This is a genomic window from Rhodococcus oxybenzonivorans (assembly GCF_003130705.1).
Taxonomy (GTDB): Bacteria; Actinomycetota; Actinomycetes; order Mycobacteriales; family Mycobacteriaceae; genus Rhodococcus_F; species Rhodococcus_F oxybenzonivorans.
In genome coordinates this window covers 2,858,355-2,874,392 of record NZ_CP021354.1, presented here as the reverse complement: position 1 = coordinate 2,874,392, position 16,038 = coordinate 2,858,355, and the positions used below count along the sequence as shown (strand labels likewise).

Sequence of the window (16,038 nt, the reverse complement as noted above, 5' to 3'; positions counted from 1 at the left end):
GTCAGATTGTCACAGGGTGTCGGAAAAGTCCTGACCCGGCGTGTTGGGGCCGGTCGTGGTGGCGCCGTCACCCTGGATCGCTGAACCGGACCGGCCGGATTTGCGGCCACGCCGGAAGCGGCCGGCGGGCTCGGGAACCGGGGTCGGCGCGGCGTCGAAGGCCTCGTCCAGATCCTTCGGGGCGGCGATCGGCGACGCTTCGTCGTCGTCCAGCGCCCCCCATTCCTGTTCGCTGCGCCGCGCCTTCCTTCGGTCGTTGAGGCGAGCGATCTGCACGGCGATTTCGAACAACACCGTCAGGGCCAGCGCGAGCGCCAGCATCGAGAACGGGTCCTGCCCGGGCGTGGCGATCGCAGCGAAGACGAACAACGCGAAGATCAACCCGCGCCGCCATGCCTTGAGCTTGGCGTACGGCAAGATGCCGACGAAGTTCAGCGCGACGATGAGCAATGGAATCTCGAAACTGACACCGAAGATGATCAGGAGATTGACGATGAACCCGAAGTACTCGGCACCGCCGAGCGCCGTGATCTGAACGTTGTCGCCGATCGTCAACAGGAAGTGCAACGCCTTGGCGACCACCACGTACGCCAGCACCGCGCCGGCGACGAACAGCAGCGCCCCCGACACCACGAAGCCGATGGCGTAGCGGCGTTCCTTCGCATACAGGCCTGGCGTGATGAAGGCCCACAGCTCGTACAGCCAGATCGGGCACGCCAGAACGATGCCCGCGGTGAAAGCCACCTTGAACCGCAACATGAACTGCTCGAACGGTCCGGTGGCGAGCAGCCGGCATGCGCCGTCGCTACTGAGATCCGCCCGGCTCGAGTCGGGCAGTGAACAGTACGGCCCACGCAGCAGCTCACCCAGGCTCTCGATGCCGAGAAGCTGATGGGAATACCAGAAGAAGCCGACCGCGGTAGTGACGAGGATCGCCAGCACGGACAGGAGCAGTCGCGTGCGCAACTCGTAGAGGTGATCGACCAACGACATGGTGCCGTCGGGATTGGTCCTCCGCTTGCTGTGTCGCGGATCGAACGGAATACGCACTATGGGCCCTAGTCTTGATCAGCAGGCGAACCGGTCTCGGTCAGCAAGCAACCGGGGTGACGAGGTCACCCCGGTTGCCAGACGGCTCGGACTACGCCGACTTGTGCTCGGGGTGCTGCGGCTGCACCGGAGCGGGAGGCGTGACGGGCGTGGTGGTGGTATCCGCCACGGGCAGTTCGGCGGGCGCGCTCTGCTGCGCGGTGGGTGATGGAGCGTTGTTGTCGTTCTGCATCTCCTTGACCTCACTCTTGAAGATGCGAAGCGAGCGGCCGAGTCCACGAGCTGCGTCGGGCAGCTTCTTGGAACCGAAAAGGATGACAACGACCAACGCAACGATGGCCCAGTGCCAGGGGCTCATGGCTCCCATGATGAAAACCTCCAAAAGATCAGGTGACCCCGATGCTACCGGACCGGCCCCGGACCAGCCGCGTCGAAACCGGCTAGTCACGCTGCGATTCGACTGTCGGTTTCCTCACCGAACGCTGTGAACGCACATCGGCGAGCAGTCCTCGAACGCTGACTCAGACGTCCACGGCCTCATACGCCGCGAGGGCCTCGACCGCGCGGCGCCGCACCTCCTCGACGAGCTCGACCGGTTCGAGGACGGTGATGCCACCACCGAAGCCGAGGACGAGCCGCGCCATCCACTCGAGCGCCCCGTAGCTCATGCTCGCCTCGACGGCACCGTCCGCGCCCACGGCCAGCACATCCATCGGGTAGTAGTCGAGGACCCACACGCACTCGGCGGTGATGTGCAGCCGGGCATGCGGTAGGGAGGGGTCGCCACTGAACAGTTCCAGATTCGAATCTCGCGCCAGCGCCTGCGCCGGCGGTGTGGAGGGCTCCTCCAGTTCGGTGGCGGCGTCGATGCGGTCGAGCCGGAAGAGACGCACCCCTTCGGCCTGACGGCACCACGCCTGCAGGTAGCTGCGGTTGTCGACCAGCACAATGCGGACCGGATCCACCGTGCGCTCACTCACCCGGTCCCGCGAGGCGGAATAGTAGGTGATGTCGAGTGCGCGGCGATGATGGAGGGCGGCGCGGACCGTTGCGGCGATGGGGTCTTCTTCCACGTCCTCGGCAGTCTCCCGGCCCGTCGACACCGTTGCCGGGGTACGCGCCGCGGCCGTGCCGGCGGCATCCTCGATCTTCGCGATCGCGCTGTGCGCCGCCGAAGGGTCGACCATGCCGGGCATCTCGACCAGCGAACGCAGAGCAATCAGCAGCGCGGTCGCCTCGGTGGACGTCAACCGCAACGGACGGTCGATGCCCGCCGAGAACGTCACCTCGATGCTCTCCTCGGAGAACGAGAGGTCGATCAGGTCGCCGGGGCCGTACCCCGGCAACCCGCAGACCCACAATTGATTGAGGTCGGTCATCAACTGGGTGGTCGTCACCCCGAGTTCGGCGGCGGCCTCCGCTGCGCTCATTCCCGGATTCGCGATGAAGTACGGCACCAGATTGAGTAGCCGTGAAAGTCTCGACGACAATCTGTTACTCACTCCGCGCCCCCTGTCCCGCCGCGTCCCGTAACTTGGCCAGCACGTCGTCGCGCAGTTCCGGTGGGTCGAGGACCAATGCATCCGCCCCGTGTCCGGCGATCAGCCGGGCGATCCAATCCCGCGACCGCACCGGAATCTGCAGAACACTTCCGCTGCGCTGGGCCACTTGCCGTTCCCCCGTCGTGGTGCCCAGTCGGCGCAACTCCTGGGCTCGCCCTTCGGCCACCCACACCGTTGCGGTGCCGGTGACCGCACCCGATCCGGTGACCCGATCCACGATTGTACGAAGATCGATGTCGGCCGGCTTGTGCACCACACCGGCCGGGCCGAACGCCGTCACCTCGTCACCGATCCGCGAGAGCCGGAACGTCCGCACGGCACCACGGTCGACGTCGTGGCCGACGAGATACCAGCGACCGTGCGCCGTGACGACACCCCACGGCTCGACCGTGCGTTCGGTGTACGGCTCGTTGAGCGCACCCCGGTGGGGAAAGTGCACGGCACGACCGGCATCGATCGCGGCCAGCAGCTTGCCCAGCGCCGGTTCCGACCCTCGTGTACGGGCCGGGACGGCGGTAACGGGGGTGGCCGCAGAGTCGGGATCCACCTGCACCCCCGCCGCCCGCAATTTCAGCAACGCACCCTGTGCTGCCGAGGTCAATTCCGGCGACTCCCACAACTGCACCGCCACCGCCACGGCCGCCGACTCTTCCTGGGTGAGGTCGATGTCGGGAAGTTCGTACGCGTTGCGGTTGATGCGGTAGCCCTCGACCGTGGAAAAACGCGACGCCTGCCCGGTCTCGAGGGGCACACCGAGGTCACGGAGTTCGTTCTTGTCGCGCTCGAACATGCGACTGAAGGCCTCGTCGCTGGCGGAGTCGGCGTATCCGGCTACGCTCTCGCGAATCTTCTCGGCCGTGAGGAACTGCCTGGTGGACAGCAGACAGATCACCAGGTTCATCAAGCGCTCGATCTTGGATGTCGGCACGCCGGGAAGCCTAGTGGGTGGGTTGGTTCCGAACTCCCGCAGCGCCGCTACATCGAGGCAATCAACCGCTCCACCCGTTCGTCGACCGACCGGAACGGGTCCTTGCACAGGACCGTCCGCTGCGCCTGATCGTTGAGCTTGAGATGCACCCAGTCGACCGTGAAGTCGCGGCCGGCCTCCTGAGCTGCGGTGATGAACTCACCGCGCAGCTTCGCGCGGGTCGTCTGCGGCGGGGTGTCCACGGCAGCCTCGATCGTCTCGTCCTCGGTGATCCGCTTCACCAGCCCCTTGCGCTGGAGCAGGTCGAACACACCGCGACCACGTTTGATGTCGTGGTACGCCAGGTCGAGCTGTGCAATCTTCGGGTCGGCAAGCTCGAACCCGTCCCGGTCCTGGTAGCGCTGGAACAGCTTGCGCTTGATCACCCAGTCGATCTCCGTGTCCACCTTGGCGAAGTCCTGCGACTCCACCGCATCGAGCATCCGGCCCCAGAGATCCACCACCTGGCTGACCTGTGCGTCGGGTTCGCGGTTCTGCAGGTGTTCCACCGCGCGCGCGTGGTACTCGCGCTGAATGTCCAGCGCACTGGCCTGTCGGCCGCCGGCCAACCGCACCGGGCGACGTCCGGTGACGTCATGACTGACCTCGCGAATGGCGCGGATCGGGTTGTCGAGCGCGAAATCGCGGAACGAGACCCCGGCCTCGATCATCTCCAGGACGAGGGCCGCGGTTCCCACCTTCAGCATGGTGGTCGACTCCGACATGTTGGAATCACCGACGATCACGTGGAGGCGACGGTACTTCTCGGCGTCGGCGTGCGGTTCGTCGCGCGTATTGATGATGGGCCGCGACCGGGTAGTCGCCGAGGACACCCCCTCCCAGATGTGCTCCGCCCGCTGAGACAGGCAGAAGGTGGCCGCCTTGGGAGTTTGCAGGACCTTGCCGGCACCGCAGATCAGCTGCCGCGTCACCAGGAACGGCAACAGAACGTCGGAGATCCGGGAGAACTCCCCGGCCCGCGCCACCAGGAAGTTCTCGTGGCAGCCGTACGAGTTACCGGCGGAGTCGGTGTTGTTCTTGAACAGGTAGATGTCGCCGCCGATGCCTTCTTCGGCGAGCCGCTGCTCCGCGTCGATGAGCAGTTCCTCGAGAACCCGCTCCCCCGCCCGGTCGTGATTGACCAACTGGATCAGGTTGTCGCACTCCGCCGTCGCGTACTCGGGGTGCGAGCCGACGTCCAGATACAGGCGGGCACCGTTCCGGAGGAACACGTTGGAACTACGGCCCCACGACACCACCCGCCGGAACAGGTAGCGCGCAACCTCGTCGGGGCTCAGTCGCCTGTGACCATGGAAGGTGCAGGTCACACCGAACTCAGTCTCAATACCCATGATTCGTCGCTGCACACCTCGACAGTACAACGCGGATCACGCGGCGGAGCGAGAAAACCCTCGGCGACACCGCACGCATACTCTGAGGTCGTGAAGCCACCGTTACACCGGATCCACCGAGCCGACGAGTTCGTGTTCGATCGCAGCGCCAATCTACGTCCGTCCGAGGCCGACCGGGTGATGCGTTTCCTCAGCCGTGCCGCCGACAAGGGGATGCTGTGGTGGGCAGCCGCAGTAGTACTCACCGCCGTCGGCGGGCGGGCGCGGCGCGGCGGTGTCCGCGGTCTGCTGTCCCTCGCCCTGGCCAGCATGCTGGCCAACGGGATCCTGAAACCGCTGTTCCCTCGGCGGCGACCCACCGCCCGGCAGTGGGCCAGCGTGCTGCGGGGGGTGCGCATTCCGCTGTCGTCGTCGTTCCCGTCCGGGCATGCCGCATCCGCGGCGGCCTTCACCACCGGGGTTGCCCTCGAGTCGCCGGTCACCGGGGCCGTGCTGGCACCGCTCGCGGCGGCAGTCGCCTACTCCCGCGTCCACAACGGAGTCCACTGGCCGAGCGACGTGCTCGTCGGGCTCGCGTTCGGTGGTGTCGTGGCCTCGAGCACCCGACGCTGGTGGGCGGTCCGCTCGGAGGACCCGGCCGACCTCGGCACAGCGGCCGACGTACCCGCACTACCCGGTGGCGAAGGACTACTCGTGGTGGTCAATCCCGGATCCGGACCCGGCGACGATGCGCCGACCGACGAGATCGGCGCCGCCTTGCCGAGTGCACTGGTGCGCACCCTCGACATGGACCAGGATTTCGCCGAGCAACTCGACACCTGGATCGGCGGGATCCAACCGCACGCGCTCGGGGTCTGCGGCGGCGACGGCACGGTGGTCGCGGTGGCAGCGGCAGCGGTCCGCCACACGCTGCCGCTGGCGGTCTTCCCCGGGGGCACTCTCAATCACTTCGCCCGCGACGCGGGCGTCACCGACATCGCCGGAACGGCGAAGGCTGTCGAGAAGGGGCGCGCCCGGCACGTCGACAAGGCCGTCGTCGTCACCGACGTCGCAGCGCCGGCACCGTTCCTCAACACCGCCAGCCTGGGCGGATACCCGGACGCCGTGCGACTACGGGAAAAGTGGCAGCCGCGGCTCGGGAAATGGCCTGCCGCCTGCGCCGCAATGATCCGGATCCTGTCCGCCGCCGCACCCCTTGCCGTCACCATCGACGGGCAACCGGTGCTGATCTGGATGCTGTTCGTCGGCAACGGCCGGTACTCGCCGGCCGATCAGGTTCCGATGTCACGCCCGGCGATCACCGGCGGAATGCTCGATGTGCGATATGTGCGGGCAGACCGCCGCGCCTCGCGATCCCGGCTGCTGTTCGCTGCGGCGACCGGCACCCTCGGCACCACACCGGTGTACGTCCGGTCGCTGGTGCCGAGGCTGACCGTGCAGGTCGACGGATCACCGGTCGCTCTGGCGACCGACGGCGAAGTAGTCGCCGACGCCCGCACCTTCGACTTCCGGGCCGAGCCCGAAGCGCTCGCGGTGTACCGCCCTCAGCCCTGAGATTCGGTCGACGTCGTCCCGTTGTCCGGAGTCGGCTCTGCGGCCGATTCCGACGGGGCGGCGGGCGGCTCCGGAAGCAGCCCCTCGAGCGCGCTCCCGACGATCCGCCGGAACGCGCGCCGGGGACGGGTCTGATCGAGCACCGCCACCTCGAGAGCCGACACATCGACGTTGCGGCGTTCACCGTCGCCCGCACCGCCCTGCCGCAATGCGTTGACCGCGACCCCGACCGCGTCCTCGAGGCCCAGATCGGCGCGATAGGACTCACGCATGGCAGTAGCGATCGGTTCCGTCGTGCCACCCATCACCACGAAGTCCTGCTCGTCGACGATGGACCCGTCGTAGGTGATGCGGTACAACTGCGGCGCCTTGGGGCTTCCCACCCGCCCCACCTCGGCGACGCAAATTTCCACCTCGTAGGGCTTGGGCTGCTCGGTGAAGATCGTGCCCAGCGTCTGCGCATAGGCGTTGGCCAGCGACCGACCCGTCACATCACGGCGGTCGTAGGAGTAACCGCGCATGTCGGCGTGCACGATGCCGGCCCGCCGCAAGTTCTCGAACTCGTTGTATTTCCCCACCGCCGCGAACCCGAGGCGGTCATACAGCTCGCTCACCTTGTGCAGGGCGGTCGACGGATTCTCCGCGACGAACAGCACACCGTCGTGGAAGGTGAGCACCACGACGCTGCGCCCCCGGGCGATACCCTTGCGCGCCAGCTCCGAGCGATCCCGCATGATCTGCTCGGCTGATGCGTAGTACGGCATGGTCATCGCGCCGACCCCCCTTCTTCGGTCCGCTCGGCGACGATGCGCCGCGCCAACTCCGACGTCGTGTCCTCGGACACGTGCACCGCCCCGGCCTGCGTGATCGTCACCGCGGTCGGGTAGATACCCCTGGTCACATCCGGCCCGCCGGTGGCCGAGTCGTCGTCAGCGGCGTCGTACAGCGACTCGATGGCCGCGCGCAACGCGGTCTCCTCGTCACTCTCCGGCGTATACAGCTTCTTCAGCGACGACTTCGCGAACAACGAACCCGAACCGACCGCGTGGTATCCGGAGCGTTCCTCGTAGCGACCGCCGACCACGTCGTAGGACACAATGCGGCCCGCCCGCGCGTCGTCGTCCGCGTCGAGGTCGTAGCCGACGAGGAGCGGCACCACGGCGAGGCCCTGCATCGCGGCCCCGAGATTGCCGCGCACCATCGACGCCAGGCGATTCGCCTTGCCGTCGAACGTGAGCTGAACGCCCTCGATCTTCTCGTAGTGCTCGAGCTCGACGGCGAAGAGCCGCACCAACTCGATCGCGATACCGGCGGTGCCTGCTATTCCGGCAGCCGAGTATTCGTCGGTGATGTACACCTTTTCCACGTCGCGACTGGCGATCAGGTTTCCCTGTGTCGCTCGCCGGTCACCGGCGATGAGCACCCCACCCCTGTAGGTGAGCGCCACAATCGTCGTTCCGTGCGGTGCGAGATCCCCGCTGTCCATCCCGTCACCACCCCGTGCGGTCGAGTGCGAGCGAAGACCGATCCGATTCTCCGGCAGCAATTCTGGTGCATGACCACGCAGATACTCGGTGAACGAGGACAGGTTCGAGCCGAAGCTGAGCCTCGTGTCACCGTTGTGTATCCGCAGTGCCGGTCGATCCGCCGTCACTGGCCGCCCTTCTGGACATAGGCCCGGACGAAGTCCTCGGCATTCTCCTCGAGCACGTCGTCGATCTCGTCGAGGAGGTCGTCGGTGTCTTCTGCCAGCTTTTCACGACGTTCCTGACCTGCAGCTCCGTCACCGCCGGGGGTGTCGTCCTCATCGCCGCCACCAGTACGTTTGGTCTGCTCCTGTGCCATCGCCGCCGACCTCCTTGTGTAAAGGGAGCTCTTCTTCCGAGCGTCCTGTTCTGCCAAGCAGTCTGACTGATCATCCGCTCGGACCTTCACCCTACCGAGCGCCGACGCCCCACGTGTGCCGACGCGGCGGTGAGGTTACCGGCGGGGCCCACCGTGGCCGGCCCGAGGGCTCAGTTCGTGAGCTCGTCGACGAGCTCCTTCGCAGTGGTCGCCGACTCCAGCAACGCTCCGACGTGGGCTTTGCTGCCTCGCAGCGGCTCGAGAGTCGGGATCCGGACCAGGGAGTCTCCACCCAGGTCGAAGATCACCGAATCCCAGCTCGCAGCCGCAATGTCGGCACCGAACTTGCGCAGGCACTCGCCGCGGAAGTATGCGCGGGTGTCGATCGGCGGTGCATCGACGGCGTCCAGGACCTGCTGCTCGGTGACGAGCCGTTCCATCGACCCGCGCGACACCAGGAGGTTGTACAGCCCCTTGTCGAGACGCACGTCGGAGTACTGGAGGTCGATCAGGTGCAATTTGGGGGCGGCCCATCCGAGGCCTTCCCGGCTGCGCGCACCCTCCAGGAGACGCAGCTTCGCCGGCCAGTCCAGCAGGTGCGCGCACTCCAGCGGATCACGCTCGAGCAGGTCGAGCACCATGGCCCATTTTTCGAGCAGGTCGGTGACGCGGGGGTCGTCGTTGCCCTCGGCGGAGACGAATTTCGCAACCCGGTCGTGATAGATCCGCTGCAGGGCAAGCCCGGTCAGCTCCCGGCCGTCGGCCAACGCCACAGTGGCCCGCAAGGTGGGGTCGTGACTGATGTGGTGCACGGCGGTGACCGGGCGCGCCAGCTGGAGGTCGGTGAGATCGACGCCGGCCTCGATGAGATCGAGAACCAGGGCGGTGGTGCCCACTTTGAGGTACGTCGACATCTCGGCCAGGTTGGCGTCACCGATGATGACGTGGAGCCGGCGGTACTTGTCCGCATCGGCGTGGGGTTCGTCGCGGGTATTGATGATCCCACGCTTGAGCGTCGTCTCGAGGCCGACCTCCACCTCGATGTAGTCGGCACGCTGCGACAACTGGAAACCGGCCTCGTCGCCGGACTGACCGATGCCCACCCGCCCGGACCCGGTGATCACCTGACGGGACGCGAAGAACGGGGTGAGGCCGTTGATCACCGCGGAGAACGGCGTGGCCCGCGACATCAGGTAATTCTCGTGGGTGCCGTAGGAGGCGCCCTTGCCGTCCACGTTGTTCTTGTACAACTGCAGTCGCGGTGCACCGGGCACACTCGACGCGTGCCGGGCGGCGGCTTCCATCACCCGCTCGCCCGCCTTGTCCCAGATCACCGCGTCGAGCGGATCGGTGACCTCGGGGGCGGAATACTCCGGATGGGCGTGGTCGACGTACAGGCGCGCGCCGTTGGTGAGGATCATGTTGGCGGCACCGACCTCGTCGGCGTCGATGACCGGTGCCGGCCCGCTGAGCCGGCCGAGGTCGAATCCGCGGGCGTCGCGCAGGGGCGACTCCACCTCGTAGTCCCACCGGGTCCGCTTGGCCCGGGGCACCCCGGCCGCTGCCGCATAGGCGAGCACCGCCTGGGTCGAGGTCAGAATCGGATTGGCCGACGGCTCGCTGGGCGAGGAGATTCCGTACTCGACTTCGACACCGATGATCCGCTGCATGCTGCGAGCCTATGCGATCACCGGTTCCGGAGACGGTCAGGCCTGCGCGCACTCCCGGTAGGGTCGGCGGAAGGTGCCCCGGCATCCACCGAAATCGAGCGACCGACTGTGGCACGGCCCTGAATACCCCGACGCGACGGGGACGGCGTCACCGTGCTGCTGGCAGGATCGGACGCATGGATTCCGCGCCGGACACTTCACGACAGGCACACGAAGTGGTGGCGGTGTTCGACGACGCAGGCCACCCGGTCGGGTCCGCCGAACGATCACGGGTTTACGACGAGGGGCTGTGGCATGCCAGCGCCGGAGTGCTCGTGCGGTCGGGCGACGGAAAACGTCTCTACGTGCACCGGCGGTCCGACACCAAGAGGGTGTTCGCCGGTCATCACGACTGCCTGGCGGGCGGTGTGCTCGATCCCGGCGAGACCCCCGAACAGGCCGCCTGCCGGGAATTGGCCGAGGAGCTGGGGATCACCGGTGCCGTGCTCACCCCGATCGCCCGGGTGTCCTGGAACGGCCGGTGGCAGGGGCTGCGCCTGCGCTGCCACCTCTACGCCTACGAAACCCACTGGGACGGCCCGATCGTTCACCAGGAGAGTGAAATCGCGGCCGGCTGGTGGTGGACCCCCGAAGAGCTGCTCACGCACCTCCGCGACCCGGCATGGCCGTTCGCCCCCGACACCCGCGCACTGCTGGGAAACCGTGTCGCCCCGGACGAGAACCGACCCGGAGAACAGACCGGCACGGCGGGAAACGAATGACGTTCCCGCCGTGCCGGTATGGGCAATCCGCTACAGGTACTGGCCGGTGTTGGACTCGGTGTCGATGGCGCGGCTCGCGCTCGCGTTCTTGCCGGTGACCAACGTGCGGATGTAGACGATCCGCTCGCCCTTCTTACCGGAAATGCGTGCCCAGTCGTCCGGGTTCGTGGTGTTCGGCAGGTCCTCGTTCTCCGAGAACTCGTCGACGATCGAATCGAACAGGTGCTGGACCCGCAGGCCGGGGGCCCCGGTGTCGAGCACCGACTTGATCGCGTACTTCTTGGCCCGGTCGACGATGTTCTGGATCATCGCACCCGAGTTGAAGTCCTTGAAGTACAGCACCTCCTTGTCACCGTTGGCATAGGTGACCTCGAGGAAGCGGTTCTCTTCACTCTCGGCGTACATGCGGTCGACGACCCGCTCGATCATCGCCCGGATGCAGGCGGTGCGGTCCCCACCGAACTCGGCCAGGTCGTCGGCGTGGACGGGCAGCGTCTCGGTCAGGTACTTGGAGAAAATGTCCTGTGCCGATTCCGCGTCGGGGCGCTCGATCTTGATCTTCACATCCAGGCGGCCCGGACGCAGGATCGCGGGGTCGATCATGTCCTCGCGGTTGGAGGCGCCGATCACGATGACGTTCTCGAGCCCCTCGACACCGTCGATCTCGCTGAGCAACTGCGGGACGACGGTGGTCTCGACGTCGGAGGAGACACCCGATCCGCGGGTACGGAAGATCGAGTCCATCTCGTCGAAGAACACGATGACGGGAGTACCCTCCGATGCCTTCTCGCGAGCCCGCTGGAAGATGAGCCGGATGTGCCGTTCCGTCTCGCCGACGAACTTGTTGAGCAGCTCGGGACCCTTGATGTTGAGGAAGAACGACTTCGCTTCCTTGCTGTCCTCACCGCGGGCCTCCGCGATCTTCTTGGCCAGCGAGTTCGCGACAGCCTTCGCGATGAGTGTCTTACCGCAACCGGGCGGGCCGTACAGGAGCACACCCTTGGGTGGGCGGAGCGCGTACTCGTGGAAGAGGTCCTTGTGCAGGAACGGCAGCTCCACCGCGTCGCGGATCTGCTCGATCTGCCGTCCGAGCCCGCCGATGTCGTCGTAGTGCACGTCCGGGACCTCTTCGAGGACGAGATCCTCGACTTCAGCCTTCGGTATCCGCTCGAACGCGTATCCGGCCTTGGTGTCGACCAGCAGAGAATCACCGGGCCGCAACTTGCGGGTGGGTGACTCCGCGTCGTACGCGACCGACTCTCGCTCACTGTCGGCGAAGACCGCGGCAAGGGGTTCGGCCAGCCAGACGATGCGTTCCTCGTCGGCGTGACCCACCACGAGGGCACGCTGGCCGTCGTCGAGGATCTCGCGCAGGGTGCTGATCTCGCCCACACGCTCGAAGGTGCCGGCCTCGACGATGGTGAGGGCTTCGTTGAGGCGCACGGTCTGACCGAGTTTGAGCGTCTCGGCCTCGACGTTCGGTGAGCACGTCAACCGCATCTTGCGACCGGAGGTGAACACGTCCACGGTCAGGTCGTCGTGCACTCCGAGGAGGACGCCGTATCCGCTCGGCGGCTGGCCGAGGCGATCGACTTCCTCTCGAAGAGCGATGAGCTGCTGGCGTGCTTCCTTGAGGGTGTCCATCAGCTTGGTGTTACGGATGGACAACGAGTCCACTCGCGATTCCATCTCACGGAGCTGTTCCGGCGACTCCGCGAGCTGCCTCCGCAATGCCGACGCCTCTGCGCGCAACGCCTCGAGCTCTCGTGCGGCCGCAACCGAATCGGGGTTCTCTGTCGAGCTCATGTGCGTCTCCTCCCAATGAAGATCTATCAACGCTACCGGCACCGCCCGAATTCTGCGCCGTGACACGGAATCTGCCGATTGCGAATCGGCCAACGAGAGACCCGAACCTCCAGTTCCATCATGTTAGCCTTGCCTACCTGCTGAGCAGTGTCTCTCTCTTCTGTGTAACGAAAGGGCTCGTCGTGATAATCCGCACATCGCTGATCGGCACTTCCCTCGTCGGCAGGACAGCGGTCGCCGCCGGCGCCGTCGCCCTCGCGCTCGGCCTGGCGTCGTGCTCGTCCGACGACACCGCGGACACCACACCGGCCACCGCCACGACGGCCGCGGCAGCGACCTCGGTCGAGGACTCCGTCGCCGCGCCCAGCTCGGACGAACTGCTCACCACGCTGCAGGTTCTCGTCGACCCCGCACGCCCCGTGGACGAGAAGACCGCCGTGGTGGTCGAGGGTGACGAGCGCCGCTCCAACATCGAGGCCATGACCGCCGCCACCGCCAACTACCCGGTGTCGTTCACTGTCACGGACGTGCAGGTAGACGGTGATATTGCCACCGCGAAGGTGGCGGTGACGAGCCCGCACGGCACCGCCGCTCCCACTCCGTGGACATGGGAGAACGTCGACGGCACCTGGAAGGTGTCGGACGAGAGCACCTGCGCGTTGCTGGGCATGGCCCGCACCGGATGCAGCTAGAACAGACCTGCGAGACCGTTTCCGCGGCGGCGTCCTTTCGGGCGCCGCCGCTTTCGTCGGTCAGCCCTTGCCGGACCTGCGCTGCGGCTTGGGGGTGACGGTGCCCTCGGCGAGGCGCCGGGCACTGACGAGGAACGCGGTGTGGCCCTGCATCCGGTGCTCGGGGCGCACCGCCAGGCCGACCACGTGCCAGCCCCGCACGATCGACTCCCACGACCGGGGCTCGGTCCAGCACTCCTGTTCGCGCATCGCCTCGACGACTTTCGAGAGTTGCGTCACAGTAGCGACGTAGACGATGAGAACGCCGCCCGGAACCAGCGCCTTCGACACGGCGGGCAGGGCGTCCCACGGCGCCAGCATGTCGAGAACGACCCGATCCACCTGTCCGCCGGCCGCCTCGGCGTCGAACTCGGCGACATCGGCGATGGTCAGATCCCAGTTGTCCGGTCGTTCCCCGAAGAAGGTTTCGACGTTGCGCACCGCGTGCTCGGCGTGGTCGTCCCGCACCTCGTAGGAGATGACCCGACCCTGCGGTCCCACCGCGCGGAGAAGAGAGCAGGTCAGTGCCCCGGATCCGGCGCCCGCCTCGAGCACCCGCGCACCGGGGAACACGTCACCCTCGTGCACGATCTGCGCTGCGTCCTTCGGGTAGATCACCTGGGCGCCGCGCGGCATCGACAGGATGTAGTCGACCAGCAGCGGCCGCAACGCCAGGTAGGGGGTGCCGTTGGTGGACTTGACGACACTGCCCTCGTCGGTGCCGATCAGGTCGTCGTGCAGGATGCCGCCGCGGTGGGTGTGGAACTCCTTACCCGCCTCCAGGTTGACCGTGTAATGCCGGCCCTTGGCGTCGGTCAGCTGGACGCGATCGCCCACCCGAAACGGTCCGCTCGGTCGCGTTTCGCGTCCTACCATGTGTCAACGACTCCTCAGCCTGTTCGTTCCGGCCGTCGTACTCGCCGGCGGCCGCGACGAGACTGTCGGACCAGGCGCCTACCCTGCCAGGTGTGAGCATCTCAGAGTCGGCAGCCCCTGTGACAGAGGGTCCCCCATCACAGACGAAGGGTTCCCCAGTACAGCTCGGAGCGGGAACGGCAACCCGCAGACGCCCCGCGCTCTCCCCCTCCCGGGCCGGTGACTTCAAGCAGTGCCCGTTGCTCTACCGGTTCCGGGCCGTCGACCGACTCCCCGAGGCGCCCTCGCGGGCGCAGGTGAAGGGCACTGTGGTGCATGCGGCGCTGGAAACCCTGTTCGGGTTACCCGCCGCCGAGCGTGTGCCCGAGCGCGCCGTCGACCTCGTCCATCCCTCGTGGGAACGGATGCTCGCCGAGACCCCCGAACTGGTCGAATTGGTACCCGCCGAGGAGCGTGAAGGGTTCCTCGACGAGGCCCGCTCCCTGGTCACCGCCTACTACGGTCTGGAAGATCCGACGCGGTTCGAGGCCGAGTCGTGTGAGCTGCGGGTGGAGACCGAACTTGCCGACGGGGTGTTGCTGCGCGGCTTCGTCGACCGCATCGACGTCGCGCCCACCGGCGAGGTGCGGGTGGTCGACTACAAGACGGGTCGCGCCCCGCGGGAAATGAGCGAGTCCAAGGCCCTCTTCCAGATGAAGTTCTACGCCCTGGTGCTGCTCCGGACCCGGGGGATCGTGCCCGCCCAGTTGCGCCTGCTGTACCTGGCCTCCGGCATCGTGCTCACCTACGCGCCCGACGAGGACGAACTGCTGCGATTCGAACGCACGCTATCGGCCATTTGGAAAGCGATTCTGACAGCGGGTGCGACCGGGGACTTCCGCCCCAAGCCCAGCCGACTGTGCGACTGGTGTGATCACAAGGCCCTGTGCCCGTCGTTCGGCGGAACACCGCCGCCCTATCCGGGATGGCCCGAGGGGCCAGCCGAGGAGACACCTGGATTCGAGGAGATCGTCGAATGAGTGCGGAGTCCTACTACGTTCCGGTCGGTTCGGAATCGCTGAGCGCTGCAGCGACCGATCCGGATCGGAAGGTCACCATCGAGCGGTTCGCGAGTACCGACCTGACCGTCAGCGTGTGGGCCGACACCATGCAACACGGCGCGCCCCCGTCCGCCCTCCTCCTTCGCGCGCTCGAGCGCTGCGACGCCCGAAACGACGTGCGGGTCACCCGGGTCGCCGTCGACATCCTCGGCCCCATCCCGATCGCCGAACTCGAGGTCCGCTCCTGGGTACAGCGTCCCGGGCGGCGGGTGGAGTTGGTGGTCGCGGAATTGTGGAGCACCGATACCGCCGGCCGATCGCGCGCGGTGGCCAGGGCTACCGGGTGGCGAATGGAGACCGTTGATACCGCCGCCACGGTGCACACCGCCGACACGAGTCTCCCACCGCCGGAAGCAGGGCGCGATGGTGCCGTGTGGCGTTTCCCGGCATCGGGTTACCTCGACACCCTCGACTACCGGTGGATCACCGAGATCGGCGGCGAAGGTCCCGCCGCGATGTGGGCGAGGCCGAAACCCGCCCTCGTCCGGGGCGAGCAGATGACTCCGCTCGAGCGGTTGTTCTCCGTGGCCGATATCGCCAACGGCGTCGGATCCAAACTCGACCCGACGCAGTGGACGTTCCTGAACACGGACCTCACGGTGCACGTGTTCCGGGTGCCGTCGGGGAGCTGGGTGGGTGTCAGCGCGGAAACGTCGATCGGCCCCGACGGGGTGGGTATGTGCGCGGGCGTGCTCTACGACCACGCCGGTGCGGTCGGGCGCATCACCCAATCCGTACAGGTCCGCGCCCGCCCCTGAGTTCGG

16 protein-coding genes are annotated in these 16,038 nt (G+C 67.0%); 5 read left to right on the top strand and 11 right to left on the bottom strand.

Annotated features, from left to right (window positions below; translation table 11 throughout):
* Positions 1–9: 9 nt before the first annotated feature.
* The 5 genes from tatC to pafA form a co-directional block, all read right to left on the bottom strand.
* Positions 10–1,050 (bottom strand): twin-arginine translocase subunit TatC, encoded by a 1,041-nt coding sequence (tatC, locus tag CBI38_RS13690; protein WP_109329579.1) that lies wholly within the window; start codon positions 1,048–1,050, stop codon positions 10–12.
* 91 nt (positions 1,051–1,141) lie between these two features.
* The gene (gene tatA, locus CBI38_RS13685) at positions 1,142–1,417 is read right to left on the bottom strand and encodes a Sec-independent protein translocase subunit TatA (RefSeq protein ID WP_109329577.1); all 276 of its coding nucleotides are present in this window, start codon (positions 1,415–1,417) and stop codon (positions 1,142–1,144) included.
* 154 nt (positions 1,418–1,571) lie between these two features.
* On the bottom strand, positions 1,572–2,552 hold the full coding sequence (locus CBI38_RS13680) for a helix-turn-helix transcriptional regulator (RefSeq protein ID WP_109329575.1): 981 nt from the start codon (positions 2,550–2,552) through the stop codon (positions 1,572–1,574).
* The gene (locus CBI38_RS13675; RefSeq protein ID WP_109329573.1) at positions 2,545–3,540 is read right to left on the bottom strand and encodes a helix-turn-helix transcriptional regulator; all 996 of its coding nucleotides are present in this window, start codon (positions 3,538–3,540) and stop codon (positions 2,545–2,547) included. The genes CBI38_RS13680 and CBI38_RS13675 overlap by 8 nt, the downstream gene beginning before the upstream one ends.
* A 47-nt stretch (positions 3,541–3,587) precedes the next feature.
* Positions 3,588–4,946: a Pup--protein ligase gene (pafA, locus tag CBI38_RS13670; RefSeq protein WP_201453571.1), complete on the bottom strand. Its 1,359-nt coding sequence runs from the start codon at positions 4,944–4,946 to the stop codon at positions 3,588–3,590.
* A 165-nt stretch (positions 4,947–5,111) separates the two neighbouring features.
* Between pafA and CBI38_RS13665 the strand changes: the two genes are divergently transcribed.
* A complete protein-coding gene (locus CBI38_RS13665; protein ID WP_418328335.1) occupies positions 5,112–6,485 on the top strand; it encodes a bifunctional phosphatase PAP2/diacylglycerol kinase family protein in 1,374 nt (457 codons plus the stop codon).
* Here the strand turns inward: CBI38_RS13665 and prcA are convergent.
* The 4 genes from prcA to dop form a co-directional block, all read right to left on the bottom strand.
* Entirely contained in the window at positions 6,476–7,255 is a 780-nt protein-coding gene (gene prcA / locus CBI38_RS13660; protein ID WP_109329571.1) for a proteasome subunit alpha, read from the bottom strand. The two genes, CBI38_RS13665 and prcA, sit on opposite strands and share 10 nt — an antisense overlap.
* A complete protein-coding gene (prcB, locus tag CBI38_RS13655; RefSeq protein WP_109329569.1) occupies positions 7,252–8,139 on the bottom strand; it encodes a proteasome subunit beta in 888 nt (295 codons plus the stop codon). Before prcB ends, prcA begins: the two co-directional genes overlap by 4 nt.
* Entirely contained in the window at positions 8,136–8,330 is a 195-nt protein-coding gene (locus tag CBI38_RS13650; RefSeq protein ID WP_005242990.1) for a ubiquitin-like protein Pup, read from the bottom strand. The genes prcB and CBI38_RS13650 overlap by 4 nt, the downstream gene beginning before the upstream one ends.
* 170 nt (positions 8,331–8,500) lie before the next feature.
* A complete protein-coding gene (gene dop / locus CBI38_RS13645) occupies positions 8,501–10,000 on the bottom strand; it encodes a depupylase/deamidase Dop (protein ID WP_109329567.1) in 1,500 nt (499 codons plus the stop codon).
* A 176-nt stretch (positions 10,001–10,176) separates the two neighbouring features.
* Here dop and CBI38_RS13640 point away from each other — a divergent pair, with 176 nt between their 5' ends.
* A complete protein-coding gene (locus CBI38_RS13640; RefSeq protein ID WP_109329565.1) occupies positions 10,177–10,761 on the top strand; it encodes an NUDIX hydrolase in 585 nt (194 codons plus the stop codon).
* Between the two features lie 30 nt (positions 10,762–10,791).
* Here the strand turns inward: CBI38_RS13640 and arc are convergent, their stop codons facing one another.
* Positions 10,792–12,567, bottom strand: coding sequence for a proteasome ATPase (gene arc, locus CBI38_RS13635; RefSeq protein ID WP_109329563.1), 1,776 nt, complete (start codon positions 12,565–12,567; stop codon positions 10,792–10,794).
* A 182-nt stretch (positions 12,568–12,749) separates the two neighbouring features.
* On the opposite strand from arc, the gene CBI38_RS13630 reads away from it, so the two are divergent.
* Positions 12,750–13,259 carry a WKL family lipoprotein gene (locus CBI38_RS13630; RefSeq protein ID WP_109329562.1) on the top strand — a complete coding sequence of 170 codons (510 nt, stop codon included), beginning with the start codon at positions 12,750–12,752 and terminating at the stop codon, positions 13,257–13,259.
* Between the two features lie 60 nt (positions 13,260–13,319).
* Here CBI38_RS13630 and CBI38_RS13625 read toward each other — a convergent pair whose 3' ends face one another.
* Entirely contained in the window at positions 13,320–14,174 is an 855-nt protein-coding gene (locus CBI38_RS13625; protein ID WP_109329560.1) for a tRNA (adenine-N1)-methyltransferase, read from the bottom strand.
* 92 nt (positions 14,175–14,266) lie between these two features.
* Here CBI38_RS13625 and CBI38_RS13620 point away from each other — a divergent pair, with 92 nt between their 5' ends.
* Together CBI38_RS13620 and CBI38_RS13615 are read left to right on the top strand one after the other, a co-directional pair.
* On the top strand, positions 14,267–15,193 hold the full coding sequence (locus tag CBI38_RS13620) for a RecB family exonuclease (protein ID WP_109329558.1): 927 nt from the start codon (positions 14,267–14,269) through the stop codon (positions 15,191–15,193).
* Complete coding sequence (locus CBI38_RS13615; RefSeq protein WP_109329556.1) at positions 15,190–16,032, top strand: thioesterase family protein; 843 nt, start codon at positions 15,190–15,192, stop codon at positions 16,030–16,032. The genes CBI38_RS13620 and CBI38_RS13615 overlap by 4 nt, the downstream gene beginning before the upstream one ends.
* Positions 16,033–16,038 lie beyond the last annotated feature (6 nt).